This window comes from Pseudoalteromonas sp. S2721, from assembly GCF_005887425.1.
Lineage (GTDB): Bacteria > Pseudomonadota > Gammaproteobacteria > Enterobacterales > Alteromonadaceae > Pseudoalteromonas > Pseudoalteromonas simplex.
In genome coordinates this window covers 29,473-51,399 of the sequence record NZ_PNCZ01000061.1, presented here as the reverse complement: position 1 = coordinate 51,399, position 21,927 = coordinate 29,473, and the positions used below count along the sequence as shown (strand labels likewise).

At 40.4% G+C, this 21,927-nt stretch carries 23 protein-coding genes; 17 read left to right on the top strand and 6 right to left on the bottom strand.

Annotation, left to right across the window (positions count from 1 at the left end):
* Positions 1-103 precede the first annotated feature (103 nt).
* On the bottom strand, positions 104-757 hold the full coding sequence (locus CWC02_RS18255; RefSeq protein ID WP_054551859.1) for a hypothetical protein: 654 nt from the start codon (positions 755-757) through the stop codon (positions 104-106).
* A 15-nt stretch (positions 758-772) separates the two neighbouring features.
* Positions 773-1,585, bottom strand: a complete 813-nt coding sequence (locus CWC02_RS18250; protein ID WP_138619681.1) for a MipA/OmpV family protein — start codon at positions 1,583-1,585, stop codon at positions 773-775.
* Positions 1,586-1,788: 203 nt separating this feature from the next.
* Here CWC02_RS18250 and CWC02_RS18245 point away from each other — a divergent pair, with 203 nt between their 5' ends.
* The 9 genes from CWC02_RS18245 (at position 1,789) to CWC02_RS18205 (ending at position 12,220) form a co-directional block, all read left to right on the top strand.
* Positions 1,789-2,886 (top strand): sensor histidine kinase, encoded by a 1,098-nt coding sequence (locus CWC02_RS18245; protein WP_171043868.1) that lies wholly within the window; start codon positions 1,789-1,791, stop codon positions 2,884-2,886.
* 3 nt (positions 2,887-2,889) lie between these two features.
* Positions 2,890-3,525: a response regulator gene (locus CWC02_RS18240; RefSeq protein ID WP_054551862.1), complete on the top strand. Its 636-nt coding sequence runs from the start codon at positions 2,890-2,892 to the stop codon at positions 3,523-3,525.
* A gap of 89 nt (positions 3,526-3,614) precedes the next feature.
* Positions 3,615-4,085 carry a DUF4920 domain-containing protein gene (locus CWC02_RS18235; RefSeq protein WP_138619679.1) on the top strand — a complete coding sequence of 157 codons (471 nt, stop codon included), beginning with the start codon at positions 3,615-3,617 and terminating at the stop codon, positions 4,083-4,085.
* Positions 4,078-4,647 carry a PepSY-associated TM helix domain-containing protein gene (locus CWC02_RS18230; RefSeq protein WP_054551864.1) on the top strand — a complete coding sequence of 190 codons (570 nt, stop codon included), beginning with the start codon at positions 4,078-4,080 and terminating at the stop codon, positions 4,645-4,647. The genes CWC02_RS18235 and CWC02_RS18230 overlap by 8 nt, the downstream gene beginning before the upstream one ends.
* A gap of 464 nt (positions 4,648-5,111) precedes the next feature.
* Positions 5,112-6,656 (top strand): pyridoxal phosphate-dependent decarboxylase family protein, encoded by a 1,545-nt coding sequence (locus CWC02_RS18225; RefSeq protein WP_206004100.1) that lies wholly within the window; start codon positions 5,112-5,114, stop codon positions 6,654-6,656.
* Complete coding sequence (locus tag CWC02_RS18220; RefSeq protein WP_138619678.1) at positions 6,649-7,941, top strand: lysine N(6)-hydroxylase/L-ornithine N(5)-oxygenase family protein; 1,293 nt, start codon at positions 6,649-6,651, stop codon at positions 7,939-7,941. Before CWC02_RS18225 ends, CWC02_RS18220 begins: the two co-directional genes overlap by 8 nt.
* Positions 7,938-9,125: an MFS transporter gene (locus tag CWC02_RS18215; RefSeq protein ID WP_138619677.1), complete on the top strand. Its 1,188-nt coding sequence runs from the start codon at positions 7,938-7,940 to the stop codon at positions 9,123-9,125. Before CWC02_RS18220 ends, CWC02_RS18215 begins: the two co-directional genes overlap by 4 nt.
* A gap of 19 nt (positions 9,126-9,144) precedes the next feature.
* On the top strand, positions 9,145-11,544 hold the full coding sequence (locus CWC02_RS18210; protein ID WP_138619676.1) for a GNAT family N-acetyltransferase: 2,400 nt from the start codon (positions 9,145-9,147) through the stop codon (positions 11,542-11,544).
* A complete protein-coding gene (locus CWC02_RS18205; RefSeq protein WP_171043867.1) occupies positions 11,519-12,220 on the top strand; it encodes a (2Fe-2S)-binding protein in 702 nt (233 codons plus the stop codon). The genes CWC02_RS18210 and CWC02_RS18205 overlap by 26 nt, the downstream gene beginning before the upstream one ends.
* 46 nt (positions 12,221-12,266) lie before the next feature.
* On the opposite strand, the gene CWC02_RS18200 is transcribed toward CWC02_RS18205, so the two are convergent.
* Complete coding sequence (locus tag CWC02_RS18200) at positions 12,267-12,716, bottom strand: Lrp/AsnC family transcriptional regulator (protein WP_054551870.1); 450 nt, start codon at positions 12,714-12,716, stop codon at positions 12,267-12,269.
* Between the two features lie 99 nt (positions 12,717-12,815).
* Here CWC02_RS18200 and CWC02_RS18195 point away from each other — a divergent pair, with 99 nt between their 5' ends.
* Positions 12,816-13,406, top strand: a complete 591-nt coding sequence (locus CWC02_RS18195; protein WP_054551871.1) for a LysE family translocator — start codon at positions 12,816-12,818, stop codon at positions 13,404-13,406.
* Positions 13,407-13,465: 59 nt separating this feature from the next.
* Here CWC02_RS18195 and CWC02_RS18190 read toward each other — a convergent pair whose 3' ends face one another.
* Positions 13,466-14,647 carry a hypothetical protein gene (locus tag CWC02_RS18190; protein WP_054551872.1) on the bottom strand — a complete coding sequence of 394 codons (1,182 nt, stop codon included), beginning with the start codon at positions 14,645-14,647 and terminating at the stop codon, positions 13,466-13,468.
* 254 nt (positions 14,648-14,901) lie between these two features.
* The gene (locus CWC02_RS18185) at positions 14,902-15,525 is read right to left on the bottom strand and encodes a penicillin-insensitive murein endopeptidase (RefSeq protein WP_349304125.1); all 624 of its coding nucleotides are present in this window, start codon (positions 15,523-15,525) and stop codon (positions 14,902-14,904) included.
* A gap of 225 nt (positions 15,526-15,750) precedes the next feature.
* Here CWC02_RS18185 and CWC02_RS18180 point away from each other — a divergent pair, with 225 nt between their 5' ends.
* Both CWC02_RS18180 and CWC02_RS18175 read left to right on the top strand, forming a co-directional pair.
* Positions 15,751-16,494 (top strand): hypothetical protein, encoded by a 744-nt coding sequence (locus CWC02_RS18180; protein WP_138619673.1) that lies wholly within the window; start codon positions 15,751-15,753, stop codon positions 16,492-16,494.
* Between the two features lie 47 nt (positions 16,495-16,541).
* Positions 16,542-17,456, top strand: a complete 915-nt coding sequence (locus CWC02_RS18175) for a surface lipoprotein assembly modifier (RefSeq protein WP_138619672.1) — start codon at positions 16,542-16,544, stop codon at positions 17,454-17,456.
* Here CWC02_RS18175 and CWC02_RS18170 read toward each other — a convergent pair.
* Positions 17,453-18,739: a S8 family serine peptidase gene (locus CWC02_RS18170; RefSeq protein WP_249364135.1), complete on the bottom strand. Its 1,287-nt coding sequence runs from the start codon at positions 18,737-18,739 to the stop codon at positions 17,453-17,455. The two genes, CWC02_RS18175 and CWC02_RS18170, sit on opposite strands and share 4 nt — an antisense overlap.
* A gap of 170 nt (positions 18,740-18,909) precedes the next feature.
* On the opposite strand from CWC02_RS18170, the gene CWC02_RS18165 reads away from it, so the two are divergent.
* The 5 genes from CWC02_RS18165 to dps all read left to right on the top strand — a co-directional run bounded on the left by CWC02_RS18165 (position 18,910) and on the right by dps (position 21,898).
* The gene (locus CWC02_RS18165; protein ID WP_138619670.1) at positions 18,910-19,401 is read left to right on the top strand and encodes an RNA polymerase sigma factor; all 492 of its coding nucleotides are present in this window, start codon (positions 18,910-18,912) and stop codon (positions 19,399-19,401) included.
* Complete coding sequence (locus tag CWC02_RS18160) at positions 19,398-20,090, top strand: RT0821/Lpp0805 family surface protein (RefSeq protein ID WP_138619669.1); 693 nt, start codon at positions 19,398-19,400, stop codon at positions 20,088-20,090. Before CWC02_RS18165 ends, CWC02_RS18160 begins: the two co-directional genes overlap by 4 nt.
* An 11-nt stretch (positions 20,091-20,101) precedes the next feature.
* Positions 20,102-20,566: a CC0125/CC1285 family lipoprotein gene (locus tag CWC02_RS18155; protein WP_138619668.1), complete on the top strand. Its 465-nt coding sequence runs from the start codon at positions 20,102-20,104 to the stop codon at positions 20,564-20,566.
* Positions 20,567-20,732: 166 nt separating this feature from the next.
* Positions 20,733-21,152, top strand: coding sequence for a CBS domain-containing protein (locus CWC02_RS18150; RefSeq protein ID WP_054551886.1), 420 nt, complete (start codon positions 20,733-20,735; stop codon positions 21,150-21,152).
* A gap of 227 nt (positions 21,153-21,379) precedes the next feature.
* A complete protein-coding gene (gene dps / locus CWC02_RS18145; protein ID WP_058585578.1) occupies positions 21,380-21,898 on the top strand; it encodes a DNA starvation/stationary phase protection protein Dps in 519 nt (172 codons plus the stop codon).
* Positions 21,899-21,927 lie beyond the last annotated feature (29 nt).

The window sequence follows — 21,927 nt, the reverse complement described above, 5'->3', positions numbered from 1 at the left end:
AAGCTCAAAACCAGCTTTATCATACAAATAAAAAAGGCATTATATAGCAATGAAACTATAAAAAGTTACATTATCACAATATTCACGAAATTGTCATAAAGCACTACTCTTTGATGATTGCTAGTTGCTCATTAGGTAGCAGCACAATTAAGTAACCACGCTGCTCTAAGTTACAAAAATCAAATTCAAAACCGGCAATTTGTAAGTCACTAGCGCAATGAGTTAACGGTATATAAGCTGTTGCTGTTGCTTCAGTTAATTCACTATTAGCAAGTTTATAGCTGTAGTTCGTATTGCCGATAAAACTAACCAGCCTAACCACAGGGTAATCACCACTATCTACAGCCTCAGTGCGTGCTAAAAAAGCCAGTTTCAGCGTTTCGCCATCCATATAAATGATCACATAATTAGCTATATCACTAACAACCCACTTTTGTAGATGAGCTTTTATTTCAGCATCATAAAAAGCTGCAAAGCCAACCTTTCCGACCACAGAACGCTTAAAGTTAAGCTTTTCAAAACCACCGTAGCCATCGATTGATTGTTGGAAGTTCTGCTCCTTATAAATTGCGCTTGTTGGTGTGTTGTTTCGTAGGTTCATCATATAAAAATCAACCGGGTACTCGCTAAAGTTATAAACATAATAGTCACTTTCATAGACACCTTGGTATAAATCGTCTTCGTCAAACACTTCCTCTTCAGCGCTATTGCAACCAGTTAGTAAGAGTAAAATGCATAATCTCAGTAGATAATTCATTGCTCATCCCTTTTTCTAAAAACGATAATTTATAGTTGCAGTGAATTGCTGCTTGGCAGTTTCTCCCACGAGCGGGCTTTTTTTGATAGTTGAGTCAAGTTGCTCATACCGAAAGCTCGTAAAAACAGACCACTGCTCATTAAAAACATAAGTCAGGTTTAGCGAGGTAAATGGGTTAAGGGCTGCACTTGGCTGATATTCATATCTGCCAAACTCAGGGGCGATATTGCCATTAGCTATGCCATACAGGTATTGAGTGTATTTTTTATCTTGCCAATAAAAACCGAGATCAGCACTTAGCTGTAACCCTAATCCTTGGCCATAAATCGGTAGGTTATAGCGGGCAAGAAACGTAAGTCCATCGGAGTGATTCGAAATATCTTGCGCTAAACGAACAAAAAGCTGTTTATATTGCAGCTGAGTTCTGAAGGTTAGCTCACCTTTGCCGTCTTTATAGTCAGTGAAAACCTCATCATCCGACAACTCATCACTAAAGATTAAACTGCTATCGTAGGTTTCATCTCGGAGACTAAGCCCCATTGACGCTTCAAATTCTGCGCCTTGTAAAAAGGCATATTGCACTAAGCCATATTTAGGCCCTATGCGCCAGTTGCCTTTTCGGGCGTTGAAGTATGGCAAGACCATGGTTTGAATATCGTGATCTCGCCATGCTGTATCAATAGCCAATTGTGCAGCACCGACCTCCATTTGCCATTGCTGTGATTGCTCATCGGCCTTGGCATCATCAACAAATAATGCTGCTAAACAATAAGCTACAATCAACAGATAAGAAAAAAGACTATTTCGCAGAAATTCATGTTTGGTCATGATAATGTCCCTATATTGGTGTTTTAATGCAGTTTAACGCCTCACCATTAGGACTGACTTGCTGCAAATGTCACATATTTAATCGTGACATTTGTCATATACATAAACGAATAATTGCGGATTAAACTAAGCGTATGAACAAACTCTTGCAAACGTTGCTACATCGAAGCGATTTTATACTCTCAGCAATCACCTGGGGGTTTGTGTTTATTTATACTCTGCACGCTTGGTCGCAAAGAGCAGAGTCGGCGCAGCTAAGTTTTAGTACAATAAATACGTTTTTGATCAGTGTGTTATTTATAAGCTTTTTTGCTTTTTTAATTTATTTTGAGTTTTTCAGATCACGATTTAAGCACTATCAAACCCGTATTTTGAACTTCACTATCGCTAATGTTGTGCTATTGATGTGGCTATTTAATATTGGCTTTGTTGCAATTCTATTGATCATCTTCTTAGTTAAATTCAGCGATTACGAGCCAAACAAAGCCAGCCTCTATTTACTCATTTGCCTGCCCTTTTTGATGGCGCTGACGCTTCACTATGGCTTTGATAAGCAATTTGTATTGCTCAACGGGTTGGCTTTCACTTTATACAATAGCTTTGCCTATCGCTTTGCTACTCGGCTTATTTCTGAGCGTAAAGCCAAAGATCAAGCAGCCCATTTATTACGTGAATTGAAAGCAACTCAAGCGCTTTTAAACGACACCGCAACTCGCGATGAACGTATTCGTATTGCCAGAGATTTACATGATACCCTTGGCCACCACCTTACAGGACTCAGTATTCACTTAGAAGTCGCCAATCACTGTGCTAATCATGAAGCACCAAAACACATAACTAAAGCACAGCAAATTACCCGCTTGTTATTAAATGATGTGCGTGACTCTGTCTCGTCAATGCGAGAAAACCAAACCATTGATTTACATGCATCGCTTAATTCACTGTGCAGCCATGTTACAGGCTTAAATGTCACACTCAATTACGATGAAAATATAAAAATAAGTGATACGTTATTGGCACAAACGTTATTTCATACTGTGCAAGAAGCGATTACGAATTGTATTAAACACAGTGATGCGACCGAGCTGTCGGTAAGCTTAGACCTCCAAGCTGATTCAGTGCATCTCACTATTTATGATAACGGCGGCGAAATGCCCAAGCTGAACTTAGGCAATGGCTTAACAGGCATGCAAGAGCGCTTAGCTTTAGTGCGAGGGGCAATCGAGTTTGAACAAAATAATAATGGGCTTGCGATTGCTGCAACGTTACCTCATAAACTTAATCCACATACTTTGGCGTAAAAAATGATTAGGGTATTACTCGTTGATGACCAAACATTATTAAGAGAAGGCTTAAAAAGCTTACTCGCCCTTAAAGCAAGTATTCAAGTCGTGGCTGAGGCTGACAATGGCCAAACGGCTCTTGAGATGCTCAAGCAACATTCTATTGATGTTGTACTCCTTGATATTCGCATGCCTATTCTAGACGGTATTGGCGTACTGAAAAGTATGCAAGCACAACAGCTGAGGCAACCAGTACTGGTACTCACGACCTTTGATGATAGTGAACAAGTGCTAGAATGTATTCGCTATGGCGCTAAGGGTTATGCGTTAAAAGATATTAATTTAGAGCGCTTGGTCAGCGCCATCGAAACACTTGCTAAAGGTGGCTCAGCGCTAGCTCCTGCGATCACCGAGCGAATTTTGAATAAGCCCACTAAAACAACCGATACTTCTTTAGCAACTCCTGATAAATTAAGTAAAAGCGAGCTTAGAGTGCTCAATTTAATCGCTGCAGGCTATTCAAATAGTGAAATCGCCGAGGCACTTTATAAGTCTGAAGGGACTATCCGTAATCAAGTGTCTTTTATTCTCAGAAAGCTAGATGTACGTGATAGAACCCGTGCAGCATTAAAAGCAATTGATCTAGGTTTGATATAATTACAAATCATTTTTAATCTCATTAAGCTTTTATCATACAAGTAAATCGCTTAAACTAAGGCTTAAATTATTTTTAAGAAGCAACCGCTATGTTCCTAAAATCAAAAACATTTATTGTATTCTCATTGGCGCTTTTAAGCTTTAGCCAGCACGCCTTTAGCTTACAGTTTGGCAATCAAGTCGACAGTGACAAACTCATTAAAATTTCGACTGTTATGGCCTCACCAGACGATTACCTTGCAAGTCCAATTACCGTGGAAGGGACTATCACTGGGGTTTGCGAAAAACGTGGTTGCTGGATGACGCTCGCATCAGACAAACGCTTTGAAAACTTACGTATCAAAGTTGAAGATGGCGACATGGTATTCCCGATGACGGCTAAAGGCAGTAAAGCTATCGTAACTGGTAAGCTCGATAAAATTCAGCTTAGCCTTGGCCGCACTAAAGCGTTACTTGCTCACAAAGCGCAGCAAGCCGGCGAAAGCTTTGATGCAAATTCAGTGACTGAAGCAATGGCTATTTATCAGCTCGTACCGAGCGGAGTTGAAATCATTGAGTAATAAATCAAGTATCAACTGGTTTAAGTTAAACAGAAACTTACACCGCGATATTGGTTATTTTTGTGTTGGTTTAGTGATTATCTTTGCGGTTTCTGGCATTGCAGTGAACCACAAAGATGATTGGAACCCAAACTACAAAGTAAGCCACCAGCAAATCAGTGTGAGCGATGAAACTTGGCAATTAGATAATGACGAGTTGCTGATTGAACAAATTATCTCTCATGCTGATGTAAGCGAGCCGGTAAAGGCCTCTTATTGGGTGTCGCCGCAAGAGTTTAAGGTGTTTTTAAAAAACGGTAACAATCTCAGCCTTAAACTTAATAAAGATATCATAAGCTATGAAGCCATTGAGCCTCGTCATGTATTTCAAGCATTTAACCGTTTACACTTGAACGAGACAAACGAATCGTGGGTTATTTTTTCTGATATTTTTGCAGGGCTGCTGCTGTTTTTAGCGATCAGCGGCTTGTTTATGATCAAAGGTAAAAATAGCCCATGGGGCAGCCGCTCAGTTTTAGTCATTGGCGGTATGCTGCTCCCCGCTGCTTATGTGTTTTTATAAACTAAAGTTCCCTGTTGCCGTTCTCGCTAAGAGCGATGGCAACTTTTTTAATTAATTTAATACTCACCAAATTTGTAACACAGTCTTTCTTAAAATAACTATTCGCAGAACCCTCCCTTTGCTTACGCATTTTATAGCAGCTCAAAGTGTGTTTACTTAGCTCTTAAAACCTCTCACCTACCTATTATTGTTTTTTTAAATGATGGCTTTATTGCTTTTATTTGTGAGCATTTTCATCGAAAAAGCAAAAAATGCTGTCAAACAGAACCTGAAAAAGGGACTAACTTAGTCATAATTTATGACTAAATGGCAATTATTTATTACTAGATAAATTTAAAAACAAAACACTTTCAACTTATTAAAGGTAATTAAATTGTAAAGTAAATTAATGATTTATTATTATTGATATTGATAATCACTATCATTACGATCCCGATTCAAATTAACCAAGAAGGAATTGAGTCGTGAATCAATTAGCCCCCGTGCTTAATGCTCATTCATCAATAAACGTTGATGAACAGCCCCATGCGTTTATTTTTAACGAAAATAATTTACTCAAATATGAGATGGCTTCAATGCAAACAATGTCGCTCATCCATCAAGCGCTGCGTTCTGCAAAACAAGTTCATTCTGGCGTCTGCCACAAAGAGCTCAGTAAACAAATAGCCAGAGTAGAACTAAATCAACCTCTCAATAACGTTGAGCAAGCGCTAAATGAAGTAAAATCGTTGTATTTAGATCATGCTGTCTATTTTCATCATCCAAAGTATGTTGCCCATCTAAACTGCCCCGTTGCTTACCCTGCGGTGATAGCCGAACAGTTATTAACTGCTATAAATTCTTCGTTAGACACTTGGGACCAAAGTGCTGGCGGGACGCTCATTGAGCAAAAGATAATTGACTGGAGTATCGAACGCATTGGCTTAAGTGCTACTGCCGATGGCATATTCACAAGTGGCGGCAGTCAATCTAATTTAATGGCATTGTTACTTGCTAGAGACCATGCAGCAGAGCGCTTATCAGGGCACCTTATTCGCGATTTTGGTTTAGGTCCAGATGCTCATCGCTACCGTATTTTTTGCTCTGAAGTCAGCCATTTTAGTATTCAAAAGTCAGCCGCTTTACTGGGCCTTGGCTATAACGCGGTTGTTCCGGTTACAGTTGATAAAGAGTTTAAAATGGACCTAGCCGCACTTGATGCAGCGATTGATGAGTGTAAAGCACAAGGCAATATTCCTATAGCGCTTGTTGCCACCGCAGGCACAACTGACTTTGGTTCAATAGACCCTATCGATAAGCTAAAAACGCGGTGCAAAGCTGATAATTTATGGCTTCATGTCGATGCCGCTTATGGCTGTGGACTACTTGCCGCTGATGATCACCGTCACTTACTCAATGGCATTGAACTGGCTGACTCAGTGACGTTAGATTACCACAAATCATTCTTACAACCTGTCAGCAGCAGTGCATTTATTGTTGCTGATAAAAAACAATTTAAACATTTAACTCATCATGCTGATTATTTAAATCCGTTTAACGACAACCCGCAAGCAGCGCCAAACCTTGTTGATAAAAGCATTCAAACGACTCGCCGTTTTGATGCCTTAAAACTTTGGCTAACTTTACGCATTATGGGCCACGAACAGATTGGCAAAGTGTTTTCTTCTGTTATGGCATTAGCCCGTAGTAGTTATGTGGCACTCAAACAAGACCCTGAATTTGAGCTAATTCACCAACCTGAATTGAGCACCTTAGTGTTTCGCTTTAACGATAAAAACCTCAGTGATGAGCAATTAAACCTGCTTAATTATCAAATTAAAGATGAGCTATTCAAACAAGGTGAGTGTGCCATTGCTCGCACCAAATTTAGAGGTATCAACTACTTAAAGTTCACGCTACTTAATCCAAACACACAGATTGAAGACATTAAAAGTATTGCAGCTGATATTAAAGCCTGCGCCTACAGCATCAAGGCACGCCTAAAAGTTGAGGAAACTAGCCATGAATAAAGTATACGATTTAATTGCCGTGGGTCTTGGTCCGTTCAACCTCAGTTTGGCATGTTTAGCGGAGCCAATTGAAACACTTGATTCGTTATTTTTAGAACAACGTGATGAATTTAATTGGCATCCAGGGCTGATGCTCGATGGCGTTACATTACAAACACCATTTATGTCGGATTTAGTCACATTGGCAGATCCAACCAATCCATACAGCTTTTTAAACTATGCGAAGCAACAAGGTAAGCTGTATCAGTTTTATATTCGAGAAAGTTTCTTTTTACTGCGCGAGCAATACAACCAGTATTGCCAGTGGGCAGCAAGCCAATTAAGTAACATACAGTTTGGCCATAAAGTCATTCACAGCCAGTTTGATCAAACAAAGCAGCTCTATGTACTCACTGTTGAATCTGCAAAGCAAACTAAAACGCTTTATTGTCGTCACTTGGTACTGGGCACAGGTCCCTCACCTTATTACCCACCTGCTGTTCAGGCTGAAGATACACAGCTCTGCCATGCCACTGAATATCTGTATAAACGGGATGAGTTAGTAAATAGCAAGAGCATCACTGTGATTGGCTCAGGGCAAAGTGCTGCTGAAGTATTTTATGATTTGTTGTGTGACATTAAACAGCATAACTACCAACTCAATTGGGTAACGCGAGCGCCGCGTTTCTTTCCTCTTGAGTACACGAAACTCACGCTTGAAATGACTTCTCCTGAGTATGTTGATTACTTTTATAACCTAGAACAGGCCACCAAACAGGAGTTACTAGCCAAGCAACGTAATTTATACAAAGGCATCAACTCAGAGTTAATTAATCAGATTTATGATCAGCTCTATCAACTTGATATTCAAGGTGTGAACCGCGCAAGGTTACTAACCAACAGCGAGCTCCTTAAAAAACAAGGCAGTAAGTTAGTTTTTAGACACAGTGAACAACAGGCTGAATTTAGCTTGCATAGTAATCAGGTCATTATGGCAACAGGCTTTAGTTATCAGTTACCCGATTTTCTAAGTGGCTTAATGAGCGAAATAAATTGGCTAGATAACGGGTGTTTTGCTGTTGAGCGGAATTACAGTATCGACAAGCTACAAAGGTTGTTTGTACAAAATGCTGAGCTACACAGCCATGGATTTGTAACGCCAGATCTGGGCATGGCCTGCTATCGAAACAGCCATATTTTGCGCTCAATTTTAGGTTATGCACCCTACCCTGTTGAAACACAAATTGCCTTTCAAGAGTTTGGTTTACCCGATGTTGTCAACGAAAAACAGAAGCAAATAGCATGAAACAGCCCGCATTAAAATCAAGCTTGGTGCTGCTGACGATTATTTCTGTTGTTTGCGACACCATGATTTTGCCCTTTTACCCGCAGTTTTTTAGTGCCCAATTTGGTTTGCAATCAAGTAATCACATTGGTGCCTATATCGCTGTTTGCTGCATCACTGTGATGTGTGCTTTTCCTGTATGGGCGAAAATAGCGCAGCACGTGCACGAGCTGTATTTATGGGTGATCACCCAAATAATGGCTGGGCTATTGGGTGTTGCGTGCTTTTACAGCGAAAACGTGTGGAGCTTTTGGCTGTTATCACAGCTGATGCTGGTATTTAAAGCCAGTTACCTGCTTATTTACCCCTTTGTTCTAAGTATCGAAGAAAAACAACAGCACCTCGGTGTCGTTGCTTTATTTAGTGTGCTTTTACACTTTGGCGGTATTGGCGGTGCTTTATTAGGTGGCTTAATCATTCAAAGTATTGAGCCACGCTTTTTATATTTAGTAATGGCTGCGGGCGACTGCTTACAGGTTATGCTCTGCTTATATTTAATTTACTTATTAAAAGTAAGCTACAAGCCACGGGAATTAAGCGCATCATCAGTAAAACGGCAGCGTTTCCCTGGCTACATTATTCGCTTAGGGGTTATATCTATGGGCGTGTACTTCAGCATGTTCTTAGCAACGCCATACTTTACGCTACTTTGGCAACAAGTAAGTGGTTTCAGCAATGCACTGTTAGCTGGCGCTGTGTTTGCTATCCCAGCTTGGGTTGCGCTTGTCATTTTGATTACAACCAAAAACAAACCTGCAACCAATAAGCACAGTAAAACAATCGCCTATGCACTTATATTAAGCAGTATCGGCCTATTTATACAACTTAGCTCACACTGGCAATGGCTTGTGCTCGGCCGTGTTGTATTTGCTATTGGGCTATTTTTACTGACCGTGCGTCTGCAAGTCATGCTGTTTGCAATGAGCGAACCACGCTTTTACTCAAGCGACTTTGCCAAGCTTCATTTTATGCAAAATATCGGCGTCATCTGCGCCTCATTTTTAGCGGGAGATTTAGTCTCTCGCTTTGAACTAAACACCCCATTACTGACGGGCTCTGTCGGCTTTGCCATCACTTTATGTTTGTTTTATCTACTTTTTTTACGCAACAAACATACCTCAACAGACCCTATTCACAGTTATTAATTTTTAAGAGAACACGACTATGAAAAATATTACTGAAACTCATATTAAGCACGCTTTGCTTGGTGATGTAAAAATCAGAACATTAAACCCTGAACACGATCTAACGACGATTACCCCTTGGCTTAAACACCCCCAAGCTCAATTTTGGGGAGCAATGGAACATTCACCCGAAGAGATTTTAGAATTTTATACAACACTCAATAAAGATGAGGCTCAACAAGCCTATTTGCTTGAAATAAACCAAACACCGATTGCTTTAATTGAGATTTACCAACCACACATACTAAAACTTGAGAACCACCTAGCGCTTAAAAACGGCGATTTAGGCATGCATATTTTACTCGCTCCAAAGCAGTTCTCTGTGGCAGGGTTTAGTCTTGCTGTTATGCAGTCGGTGTTAGAGTTTATGTTTAATACCCTCGCCTGTGAGCGAGTGATTGTGGAGCCAGATGTAGCCAATCATAAAATTCATCGTCTTAACTTAAAGGCAGGTTTCAGCCATCATAAAGTTATCAAATTGGGTGAGAAAACCGCATTACTTGGTAGTTTAGAAAAAGATCATTTTAATTACTTACAGCATCTTTCGTCTCGATTCGACACTTCACAGCAAGGTCCCGCAGTGCAACAAGCAACGCCATCTTGCAGTACCTCACATCTAGACCAACAAGCGTGGCAATACGCAAATCGTTTACTGATTGCCAAAATGCTCAGTGAGTTTTATCACGAACGACTGTTTAGCTACGACAGTGACAAACCTAACCATTACGTGTTGCATACCATGGGTGGGCAAAGCTATCAGTTTAAAGGTGAATCAATGCTGCTTAATCACCTACAAGTTGAGCCAAATAGCATTACTAAAATGGCGCTTGATCACAGTCAACCATTAGATGCTATTGCGTTTGTGCTTGAGTGTAATGACAAATTAAACATAGATAAATCAATGCTTGGCACCTATCTCGAAGAACTCGCGAGCACACTCAGTGGCTTTGCATTTAAATTTAAAAATAATCGCTATAGCGCTCAGCAATTAGCAGACGCAGATTTTCAAGTGATCGAAACCCAAATGACCATGGGTCACCCAAGCTTTATTGCCAACAATGGCCGGATTGGTTTTAACTCACAAGATTTTCACCAATATACGCCGGAAGCCGCAAACCCATTTCAAATTATATGGCTTGCGTGTCACAAACAGCACACCACCTTTAAAAGTACCGATGATTATAAATACGAGAGCTTGATTGCCGATGAGCTTGATTTAGCTGAGCGTTTACGCTTTGAAAAAGCACTGACTGAGCAAGGTTTAAAGCCAAGTGACTATCTGTTATTTCCTATGCACCCATGGCAATGGTTTAACAAATTAGCCCATGTTTATAGCTATCACATCTCGCAAAAACATATTGTCTGTTTAGGCTACTCACAAGATAGTTATTTACCGCAGCAATCAATTCGTACCCTGTATAACATCAGCAAACCGCACAAATGCTATGTTAAAACCGCCTTATCGATTTTAAATATGGGCTTTATGCGGGGCTTATCGAGCGCCTATATGAAAGTAACTCCGGCAATAAATCAATGGTTGTTCGACTTAGTAAACCAAGATAGCTATTTAAAATCTCTGAAGTTTCAACCTTTAAGAGAAGTCGCAACCCTTGGCTTTGATGAGCAGTATTACACTCATCCAGCACTTGGCGATAACCCTTATAAGAAAATGATGGCGGCTCTTTGGCGTGAAAATCCTGCTCAATACATGGACGAGAATGAAAGCCTTGCTACTATGGCAAGTCTGCTTCATATCGATAGCGAAGGCCGTTCATTTGTAAGTGCTAAAATTGCCAAATCGGGGCTAAGTGCTGATAAGTGGCTAGCCCACTACTTACAGGCTTATATGACACCATTGCTACATTGTTTTTACCAGTATGATTTAGTCTTTATGCCACATGGTGAAAACCTCATCGTTCGATTTAACAATCATGTTCCGGTAGGCGTATTCATTAAAGACATTGGTGAAGAAATTGCCTTATTAAATAGTAATATCGAGCTGAATGATGAAATAAAGCGGATTAAGGTAACCATCCCAGAAGGCGTTGCCGTGTTGTCTATTTTTACTGATATTTTCGATTGCTTCTTCCGTTACCTTTCGGCAATTTTAGTAACTGATGGCCTTTTGACTGAACAACAATTTTGGCAAGCCGTCGCCGATACAATTGTTCAGTATCAGGCTAGTCATCCCGCACTTAAAGACAAGTTTGCTGAGCATGATTTATTTGCTGAGTCATTCCCATTGTCTTGCTTAAACCGCTTACAGCTGCGTAACAATCAACAAATGGTTGATATTACCGACCCAGCTTCAAGCTTGCAGTATGCAGGTGATTTACAAAACCCATTGGCGCAATATGCACTTGCAAACACAACAGCATAATAAGCTTGAGTTAGCCTTACGTCAGCAGTGCTCACTGCTGACGTTCTTGACTCCAACAATCGATGAACAATGGTTTAGCAGTCAATGTTTAACTAGCAAGCAATTAACCGATTTGGCTAACGCTATAAAATTAAGAGGAGCAAATGTTACTGAGGGATATGTCGCAATCAATCTCTACTTACAACTGAACTGGCAAGTTATTTACTTATTAGTAGCCTGTGTAGAGCAGCTTGGTTGCATTCCTGATCTGGTCAATATTAAGCAGCGGGTAACAGGCTCACATATTTATGGTTTGGCTAATTTAAATATCATGGCTCAACAAGACTCTTTTAATAATGCAGATTTGATTGAACTGGCAGCCAATCATTTATTTGACCACCAGCAAGCTTGGTATAATAACTTGCCATTGCAATACAGGCTAAATAAAGGATTATTAAAACGTTTACAAAGTGATACTTTCCACGCAGCGTTAATCGCTTGCTGGCCAGACAAATCGATAAAATTTATAGCAAAGCGTTTTCAACCATGGCAAAAGCTATGTGGTAAACATCGCTTTAGTGATCAAAACAATAAGCTGACATTTATGCGTAAAACCTGCTGCTTACACTACCAACTTGTAACCGCTGATTATTGCGCTAACTGTCCGTTAAACAAAAAAGGCACTAGCGCTTGCTAATGCCTTTTTCCAAACGTTTTCTATATAAAGGCTCTAAACCTATTCACTAAGCGCGTTCATCCTTCGGCGATTCCATCACTACATGAGTTGTAATGGTTCGTACTTGTGGGATTGAGCCAAGTACATCAGCATGAAATGCTTTATAGGACTTGAGATCCGCCGTCTCAACTCTCAACAAATATTCAAACGAGCCAGTTACATTGTGGCACTCTTTTACTTCATCAATAAACTCAAGAGCGTGTTCGAATGCTCGCTGAGAGACGGTTGAGTGCTCATTTAAACCAACCCCTACATAAGCGATAAATCCTAGGCCAACAGCCTGATTATTAATAACCGCCCTATACCCCGCAATAACCCCAAGCTTTTCTAGCTCTTGCACTCTACGAAGACATGCCGATGGCGATAAACCCACTTTATCTGCCAGCTCGGCATTAGCAATTCGGCCATTGCGTTTAAGCTCATGCAATATTCTGTCGTTAATTTTATCTTTTTTCATTTTTGATTGTGAACTTTAAATATACACAACAACATTAAGCGCAAAAATTGCGCACATTACAACTTATAATTGCATCTAAATTCAAATAGAGAGATAGCGATGAGTTTTGAAATTTTATCAGCCTTGGCATTATTTGCTTTGGTATCATCAATTACCCCTGGGCCAAATAACTTAATGTTGATGAGCTCAGGTGCTAACTTTGGCTTTAAAAGAACCACACCACATTTACTTGGCGTGACGCTTGGCTTTATGTTGATGCTGGTTTTGGTGGGCCTTGGCATCATGCAGCTATTTGACTTGTTTCCACCAAGCTACTTGATATTAAAGGTATTTTGCATTGCTTACTTGCTCTATCTGGCGTTTAAAATTGCCACAAGTAACGCACAACAAAAAGCCAGTAGTGAAAGTAAGCCGTTTACTTTTATTCAGGCTGCACTATTTCAATGGGTGAACCCAAAAGCGTGGGCAATGGCATTAAGCGCGGTTAGTTTATATGCCCCAGATAAAAACCTCACCTCAGTGTTAATCGTAAGCCTCGTATTTGGTTTAATTAACCTGCCTTGTGTCAGCTCGTGGACTCTACTTGGCGAAAAGCTACAACACTGGCTTGCCAGCCCAAAGCGCTTAAAAGCATTTAACTACCTAATGGCAATACTGTTAATCGCTTCAGTGATGTTTAGTTTGTTTTAAATAATTATTAAGATTGAAATACCAATTCACTTGATTAAGTGAATTGGCTTGGATCTAAACTACATAAATTCAAACTGCTCAACAGTTGCGAGCTTTAATTTGTCTATATCTTTTTTGGCCGCTTTACAATGACGACGTAACTTTGAAGGAACATCTTTATCTGCAACAAGGCTTTTTAGCATAGCTTGATAACGCATCGTTTGTGCATTGGCAATAATTTTACAATAGTACGCGACACCATCTAGCATACGCCCATCGACAGTATATTTATTTTGCCAGAGCTTATTCGCTAATGCGTCTAGGTATTGCTCTTTATAAACACCGATATTATAAAATTTCTTACCAAGGATTTGAGTTTCGGTACCATCAGCTTGGTTCACTACATCAACAAACTGATAATGCTCTTGGCTATTAACATTATAAGTTAACTTTGAGTAAAACTGCCCATCTGCAGGTGACTTAACCATTTGAACACTGCCAAGATCTGTGAAATGAAATATTTGTATTTCAGGCTTGTTATTAAAAAAGCCTTTTTCAATATAACGAATATGATCAGGCTCACCTAACTTCTTAATAATAGCTTCTGCGCTTAGCCCCTGCTCAAGAAAAAACAATGGGTTATCAAATGACTCTGTTGTGATAGCAACCTGCTTTTTAATAGTCGCTTGCGTTTTTGGCGGCTCGGGAAGTACAACTTTACCCTTAACTAATTTGGCGATTACAGCTGTACTCTTATCAGGATCACCTTTTAAAACAACAGCATCAGATACTTGCTCACCAGCGCTATTTACAAGCCAAACAGACGAAAAGTCACTACTCAAATATCCCTTTACTAGATAGCTTTGTCCTGCTTCTGGAATAAAAGATACATCACCTGTAACAATGTAATTCGTTCCTGAATTAAACATATAGTTAATAGGTGCGGCATGATGGACCTGCGCTACTAGTGTTAGTGTCATTTCCTCTGCTGGTACTTTTCGACTAAACCCCACTGGTGACAGAACCATACCTTGTCCATAAGTAGCTTGGTTTGTTGCCCTAATAGCGTTATTGACATCTTTACCATTCACTTTACTCAAGTAAAAGAAGCGACCTGTACTAGTTGCCATGGTTCTGAAGGTGTCATCTATAGTTGCTGTTTCGCCCTGATATCCTTGAGGAACAGGGTTATAAGTTGTCATACAAGCAGATAAAGTTGATACAAAGAATAAAATAGCAAAGATTTGTATTAATTTTTTCATATTTTTAAATTCTATATTTAATAGTAAATTCTAAATTAAAATGCTTAAGCTATGTGCATAGTGAGGCTTTAAGCATATTAAATACAAACAGAGGCATGATTCTATTTTTCTTAAAGAAAACGTGAGGGACTTACTTAAAAGTGGCACAAGTTGAAACATCCATGTTTTGCGCAACGTACTTTATCAGCTTTCAGCTGCTTGTTCACTAAAACCGTATAATCTAATTAACAATTCTAACCGTAATGAATTGAAGACTATTTTTCACACGGCACTAAGAAATCAACATGGTAATGCTCATCATGTCGCACCCAGGATGGTTTAGTCGAAAACTGAATATGCTCTTTTAAATAGTCGGCATACTTGGTTTTATAAAGCCCAGCTTGCAGGGTTGGGTCAAAGATCACTCGCCAAAGGTCGTAACCTTTTGCTGTTGCCGATTTATGCAGCTCAACAACATGAGCTGCTAAAGCAGTGTAATCAATCTTAAACTGTTCAAACCGGCCTTGTTTATCAAATTCAATATCGTAGCCAAAACGATTAAATACATGTGTTGGCAAATGAACTGATTGCCCCTTTTCGTTGATAACAGGTGTCATAAAATCAACCGACAAACCATTTTGATGGGTTTTATGCGGGCTAAATTTCCCGCCATTTTCTAAGCCCGTTTCAGCGTATTTGTATCGTTTATCAGGATGGGATTTCTGGAGCGCTTGGTAGGTATCAACAATGATGTTTTTTACCTGCGAATGAACATAAGTACGCCCTGCCAGCTCTGCCATTTTGCTGTAACTGGTAAAGTTATCACCCTTGCTGGGTAGTTTTACTGCATTACGCACATAGCCATTGGCAGTCGTTCCGCCACAGACGCTATTAGCCAAAACCGATCCAGAGCAAAATAATAAGGCTAAAACTAAACATGTTTTCATTGCAGTAGCTTCTTTAAAAATTTAAAGCTTAGTGACCTGTGAATGAACAAAAAGTGAAAACTCTGTCTAGGTTTCAATAAGTTAGCTAATTTGATGGAAAAAAGTTAAAATTTTTTGGAATAAACCTTTCGCCCACTCGTTACCTCTATGTCAATTCGCAAAAAAGAGGACGAGACAATGACAAACTTCAAACAATCACTTATCGCAATCTGTGTCGTAACTGCAACAGGCTTTTCAGCGGCTTCATCAGCAGCTGACGTGCAACTATCAGTAGCATCTGAGCAGCAAACAGCAAATAATAGTCAAGTTTCGACAAGTTCAAACCAAGCAACGTCGAATACGACACTGATACAATCAACTCAAGTGTCGGGCTCGGCAACAACACAAAATTCATCAGCTGGTGTGAATACTGAAAGCTCAAATAGCGGCCAAGCAAATAATCAAACAACGCTTGAAAACGATGAGCAGCAGCCTGCGGGAACTATGCCAGAGCTTGGTTTAACAAACTCGGTATCAAGCGCTTCTCAAGCTGCCAATACCGTAGCGCTAGCTGGTGAATCAATGCTGTCAACTGCGACATCTGCTGTTAGTAATGTAGCCGTCGCGAACACTAATTCGAACACAACTAACGCAATGCAAAATCAATTGAGTCAGCAAACAGATGTATTAGCGTCTTTAGAGCCTAGTGAGCTAAGCTCTGCTGGTCTAAGTCAAGCCTCGCAAATCACTAATGACCTGCAATCATCACTGACTAGTAATGTACAACAAGCTGCAATGAGCTCTGTACAAAGTAGTGTTGAGCAAACCATTTCATCAACTGTTAGCAACAGCGTCAATCAACAAGTTGCTGAGCAAGTATCCGCAGCGACGACTACCGAAGTCGTTAATAACATTCAAAACAGCCTGAACTTAGGCCTTTAACCAATAGCGTGCCGGGTTATCCCCCGGCGCTCCTTTAGGAGATTATTATGCGTACAATTAATAAGCTCATCACCTTAAGTGCGTTAACCACAAGCATTCAAGTGTTTGCTAAGGATGCGACTTTTCATGCTGATGCACAAATTGGCTTAACAACTAACTCTGATTTAGCCATTAAAGAGTTAGATGATATTTCTTCACAAAGTGATACGGGTTCAATACTTAAAGCTGGTGTTAGCGCTGAGTTACATACAACTGACAACCTCAAGTTCACACCAAGTTATCGATACGAGCAAACCAATTATCACCAGCTTGACCAGTATGACTTGGCATTGCATCAATATAGCCTTGATTCTAGCTATAGCCTTTCTGGTACTGATGTCGGTATTCGTTATGACGGTGCTTTAGCAAAAGTAGCAAAAGAAACATTTTTAACCTTGGATCAAGCAAGTTTGTATGTGGGCCATTACGTTAATCCAACAACCTATCTGCGCACTGCGATTAGGGCTTCAGATAAACAATTCGCCACACAGTCAATGCGCGATGCAAAAGGGTTAGGGCTTGATTCAAACCTGTATTACTTTATTAACCAGGGTAAAACGATGCTGCTTTTAGGCGCTAGTTTAGATAGAGAAAATGCTGATTCAGAGCAATATAACTTTAAAAGTTGGGGCTTAAATACAGGCATCACTCATCGTTTTAAAGCGTTTGATATAAGCAATAAAGCAGGATTAAGCTGGCGCTATCAAGATAAAAACTACCAAGAAGTTATCAACCAACCACTTACACAAAGCGAGCCATCTCGGGATGAAAGTCGCAGTGTAGTCAGCGCATTTTGGCAGCTTTCTGTTTTTGACTCTTTGCAAATTGTTACTGAAGCAGAGTACGGCGATTATCAATCTAAGCTGGCAGCAAACACCTATACCCAAAGTATTGCTTCGCTGTCATTAAAAGCCAGCTTTTAATCGATTACGCCATGTCCAAACACCGCATCTTTGCCTACTTCACCTAAATCATTCGCTTGTTGCTGTAACGCCTGGTAAATATTTTTAGGAGAAGCATTTGGCTTTGCCGATAAGCATGCAGCCGCCGCTGAAATACGCGGCGCGGCAATAGAGGTTCCAGATTCCCGGCCAAGATACCCCCCAGCTTTTAACGTCATGACATTGACGCCTAATGCCGCAAAATCAATATAATTACCTTTGTTTGACCAGCGATAAATTCGGTTTTGGCTATCTAGTGCCGTGACAGCAATGACATGTTGGTATGCCGCAGGATAAAGTGGCAGCGCAGCAGGTCCTTCATTGCCTGCAGCCGCCACTAAAGTTACTTGTTTAGCCGCTGTAGCATTGATTGCGGCCGCTAAAATAGCGTTGTCGGGCCCAGTAAAACTCATATTGATAACTGGCACCTCGTTAGCAACCAACCAATTAAGTGCTTCAACTATTGCAGCTAATGTCGCCCCTTGTGAAAAATCAGACTGCTGATAAAACACCGCCGCGCTGTATAATGTTGCCTCAGTTAATAACGGCATGAGCTGCCCATACTTACCTACCAAAACGCCAGCAACCGCAGTGCCGTGCAAATCGGGTGAAACTAAGTCATTTGCAAGAAATGACTGCATTTTTATCTGTGTGTTACTAAATCCCGGATGAGTCGTATCAATCGCACTATCAATCATGCCAATTTTTACAGACCAGTCACACATTGCTGTAAGCTTTGATGAAGACGCATCTTGCTGAGAACCATTTTGCGCTTGATAAATATGATTTCTGTCCAATAACGCTGCATCATCGAGTGAAAGTAAACGTTGCAAATGCGCTTTTGAATCGTAATTGGTCGGGACAACAAACCGCACTAATGACAAACCCAATGACGTGTATTGTTTAGTGACGATAATTTGCGCGCCAATTTGCAACAGTTTTGCCTGATGTTGTTCATTCGCGAGCATTATCCATTGCCTTTCAACTGCACGAAAACCATGCTCAACGTCGACTTCAACAAATGCAGGAGCCTGCAACTGATTAAGTATCTCTAGCCTTTTAGGTAGCGAGGTCACAATGGCTGTTGCGTCGTCGATTAACTCATGTTTGCGTATGCTTTCTACTTGGCTAGTGATGCGCGGTTCAAGTTGATTAACAACAGGATCTATCTGCTCTATCACTCCATTTATTGGCTTAATAATCGCTGCTGATAGCGTACTTGAAGTAAACAACAAACTACTTAAAATGACTGATTTCAATTTCATGTTACAGTGACTTCTCATTTAGTTAGGTATTACTATAACGTTTCAGTGAAAGAAAAATTGCATTTATTGGGAATAAAACTTTTTCTTGCCCGTTATAGTAGTGTGAGTTGGCTGAATCATTGATGAGTTGTTTCATTAATCGGCCCTAGCCCTAACCAATAAGGGAAACTATGACAAATACAGTAACCAGTTTATTACCAGCGCTGCGACGTTTTGCATTTTCGCTTACCGGCAATCAAGCAGATGCCGATGATATTGTACAAATGACCATCGAGAAACTTTTACAAAAAGGCATGCCCGATGATATTGAACCACTAAAATGGGCTTTCAAGATCTGTCGCAATGTTTGGATCGACGAATACCGCTCGCAAAATGTGCGCTTAAAGGCAGTTCAAAATACAGAACTTCAAGAACCCATCTGTGACGATGAACAAGAGAGTTTCGCAACCCAAGAGACTTTGCAGCGGGTAAATAACGCTTTAACAACCTTGCCAGATGAACAGCGCGCTATTGTATCCCTCGTGGCAGTGCAAGGTATGGCTTACAAAGATGTTGCGCACACCCTCGAGATACCTGTTGGCACCGTGATGAGTAAATTGTCACGAGCCAGAGCTGCACTTTATCAATTAATTAAGCCTGATTTCACTAAGGAAAACGCATGAAGATTGATGACCAAACACTCAGTGCTTTTTTAGACAATGAATTACCAGCAAACGAAATGGACGCAATACGTAATGCAATTGCTGAAGATGAGCAACTCGCTTTACGCCTAGCTGAACTATCTGAAGTTGACATGCTAGTTAAACAACACGCAGCACAGATTGATGCAATGCCCTTGTCTGATGAACTTGCACAAACAATCGAGCAACATAATAAAGAGAATGTCGTTTCGCTATCTAAATGGCAGCAAATTAAACTAGCTGGTCGCAAACAAATGGCCGTTGCAGCAAGTATTGCGGTGCTTTTTACAGTCGCTATTGCTAGCTTTGTTCAACAACAAGGTTTGGAACAACCCATTGCCAACGCATTAGATCAACAACTGAGTGGCGACAACACACTATTAGATACAAACAGAAGCCTAACTGCACAGCTTAGCTTTGTTAATACTAATGGCGATTTTTGCCGCCAATACACGCTGTATTCTAAAACTACCCAGCAAACACATATTGCTTGTAAACAACAAGGAATTTGGCAGCTTCATGCATCGAGCGAGCAACGCGCAATGTCAAGCCAAAGCTATCGCTTAGCAAGTAAAACACCTGCGCTTGATAGTTACATCGACGAGCACATTCAAGGCCAGCCGTTAGATCGTAACGCCGAACAACAAGCACTAACTAACCATTGGCAATAAGCGAGACAATCATGAAACACGTATTATTAGCTTATTTTGCCATTGTATTAATTGGCTGCACCAGCAGCCAACATTCGAATGATAAAAACATTCCTGGTCTAACAACTAAGCAGCTTGCGGATAATCAATATATCCTTCGATACGAAACTCGTCACGGTTCAAAGCGCTCAGCGCTTGAGCAAAGTATGCTGCAAGCCGCCAACATTACGATAGACACCGGTTATGACTGGTTTCTCGTTGCCGAGCAGGCAGTTGATGTTGAACGCGCCAAGCCCACTAACAAACCTCGTTTCGAGCAAAGAGCCCACTGCGGTTTATTAACCTGCACAAGTCAAACTTCGCCAGCACTGCATGAGTCAACGTTATTAGAGCGCACAATAGTCGTACAATTAACAATCATTTTAGGAAAAGGCATAAAACCAAGTGAAAAAGCGCATGATGCTTATACGCTAATTGAACAAGCTAATAATTCATAAAATTAATATTTAAAGGTAAAAATTATCCTCATTACATCTTTTTACCTACTGCTGAACTGCATAAGTAATTACACCGTTAATCACTAATACTTTGATCTCACTTAAGTGAAATTAACTAGATAAGCGCTAAACTTACCACAACTTGATTAATTGTAAGGATGTAGCCATGACACACCTAGTTAGTGATTTAATGACGCCAGACCCATTTGCTATTAGCGCGCAAAATACCCTGCATGATGCTCATAATCTAATGAAAGAGAAAAATGTTCGTCATATCCCTGTGATCAATGAGCATGGTGGTTTGGTTGGCATGTTAACGCAAAAAATCATGATTGCTCAGGTAATGAATATCATGGCTAATTACAGTGCCAGCGCCCTCGAACGCAAGGAAAAGCAAACTAAAGTGGTTGATATTATGGCTACCGATTTTACCAGTATCTCGCCAGAGCAACCGCTACACGAAGTTGCTAAGTTTTTTGTTGAAAACCGTCATGGCTGCATGCCTGTGGTTGATAAAGATAACAACCTAGTGGGCATTCTAACCTCATCTGATTTTGTTCGTTTAGCGGCGGCTTTACTTTCTTAAGTCGTAACTTTGTATCTGCACACTGAATTTTTTACAGAAGGTGTGCAGAGTTTTCATACTTCTTCTTAGCTAGTATCACCCTCCCTCAAGACTTAAATAAAATTAATCTATTAAATTCATAACCTTATAATTTAAAAATTATTAGGCACAACGCTTGCTTCTGTGTAATTACACATGCTTTTTAGATTAAAAGCGAAAGGAAATTTACAGATAATCTCGGAGGAGTAATGAGTAATTCATCATCAAAAATCGCAGAATTTACAGCACCGGGTGTTAAAGACCAAGCTGCAGCGGACACGATTGCTATTCTAGACCAACGCATGGTCGCTTTAATCGATTTACACCTCACTTTAAAACACATTCATTGGAATGTTGTTGGTCCTAATTTTATTGGTGTACACGAAATGTTAGACCCACAAGTAAGCGCAGTGCAAGAGATGACTGACACGATTGCAGAGCGTATTGCAACCATGGGCGGTGTACCTGTTGGCACACCTCAATCAATTGTAGAACGCCGTACTTGGCAAGATTATTCAATTGGTAAAGGCTTAGTTACTGACCACCTAACAGCGCTTGATAAAGTGTATAACGGTGTTAATAAAGATCACCGTGCTGCTATCGAAAAGCTTGGTGAGCTAGACCCAGTTTCTGAAGATATGATCACCGGCCAACTGGCTGATTTAGAACAATTCCAATGGTTTGTTCGTGCGCATATTGAATCGTCTACCGGCGAATTGAAAGGTTAAACCCCCTAGGTCTATCCGAAGACCCCTTG

What these genes read in the sequence shown, in the direction of transcription:
- CWC02_RS18235 (WP_138619679.1), top strand. Translation starts at nt 3,615, where the DNA reads ATGTTCCTAAAATCAAAAACATTTATTGTATTCTCATTGGCGCTTTTA.
- dps (WP_058585578.1), top strand. Translation starts at nt 21,380, where the DNA reads ATGAGTAATTCATCATCAAAAATCGCAGAATTTACAGCACCGGGTGTT.
- CWC02_RS18240 (WP_054551862.1), top strand. Translation starts at nt 2,890, where the DNA reads ATGATTAGGGTATTACTCGTTGATGACCAAACATTATTAAGAGAAGGC.
- CWC02_RS18255 (WP_054551859.1), bottom strand. Translation starts at nt 757, where the DNA reads ATGAATTATCTACTGAGATTATGCATTTTACTCTTACTAACTGGTTGC.
- CWC02_RS18205 (WP_171043867.1), top strand. Translation starts at nt 11,519, where the DNA reads ATGCACTTGCAAACACAACAGCATAATAAGCTTGAGTTAGCCTTACGT.
- CWC02_RS18175 (WP_138619672.1), top strand. Translation starts at nt 16,542, where the DNA reads ATGCGTACAATTAATAAGCTCATCACCTTAAGTGCGTTAACCACAAGC.
- CWC02_RS18165 (WP_138619670.1), top strand. Translation starts at nt 18,910, where the DNA reads ATGACAAATACAGTAACCAGTTTATTACCAGCGCTGCGACGTTTTGCA.
- CWC02_RS18200 (WP_054551870.1), bottom strand. Translation starts at nt 12,716, where the DNA reads ATGAAAAAAGATAAAATTAACGACAGAATATTGCATGAGCTTAAACGC.
- CWC02_RS18190 (WP_054551872.1), bottom strand. Translation starts at nt 14,647, where the DNA reads ATGAAAAAATTAATACAAATCTTTGCTATTTTATTCTTTGTATCAACT.
- CWC02_RS18220 (WP_138619678.1), top strand. Translation starts at nt 6,649, where the DNA reads ATGAATAAAGTATACGATTTAATTGCCGTGGGTCTTGGTCCGTTCAAC.
- CWC02_RS18250 (WP_138619681.1), bottom strand. Translation starts at nt 1,585, where the DNA reads ATGACCAAACATGAATTTCTGCGAAATAGTCTTTTTTCTTATCTGTTG.
- CWC02_RS18215 (WP_138619677.1), top strand. Translation starts at nt 7,938, where the DNA reads ATGAAACAGCCCGCATTAAAATCAAGCTTGGTGCTGCTGACGATTATT.
- CWC02_RS18195 (WP_054551871.1), top strand. Translation starts at nt 12,816, where the DNA reads ATGAGTTTTGAAATTTTATCAGCCTTGGCATTATTTGCTTTGGTATCA.
- CWC02_RS18150 (WP_054551886.1), top strand. Translation starts at nt 20,733, where the DNA reads ATGACACACCTAGTTAGTGATTTAATGACGCCAGACCCATTTGCTATT.
- CWC02_RS18170 (WP_249364135.1), bottom strand. Translation starts at nt 18,739, where the DNA reads ATGAAATTGAAATCAGTCATTTTAAGTAGTTTGTTGTTTACTTCAAGT.
- CWC02_RS18155 (WP_138619668.1), top strand. Translation starts at nt 20,102, where the DNA reads ATGAAACACGTATTATTAGCTTATTTTGCCATTGTATTAATTGGCTGC.
- CWC02_RS18180 (WP_138619673.1), top strand. Translation starts at nt 15,751, where the DNA reads ATGACAAACTTCAAACAATCACTTATCGCAATCTGTGTCGTAACTGCA.
- CWC02_RS18210 (WP_138619676.1), top strand. Translation starts at nt 9,145, where the DNA reads ATGAAAAATATTACTGAAACTCATATTAAGCACGCTTTGCTTGGTGAT.
- CWC02_RS18160 (WP_138619669.1), top strand. Translation starts at nt 19,398, where the DNA reads ATGAAGATTGATGACCAAACACTCAGTGCTTTTTTAGACAATGAATTA.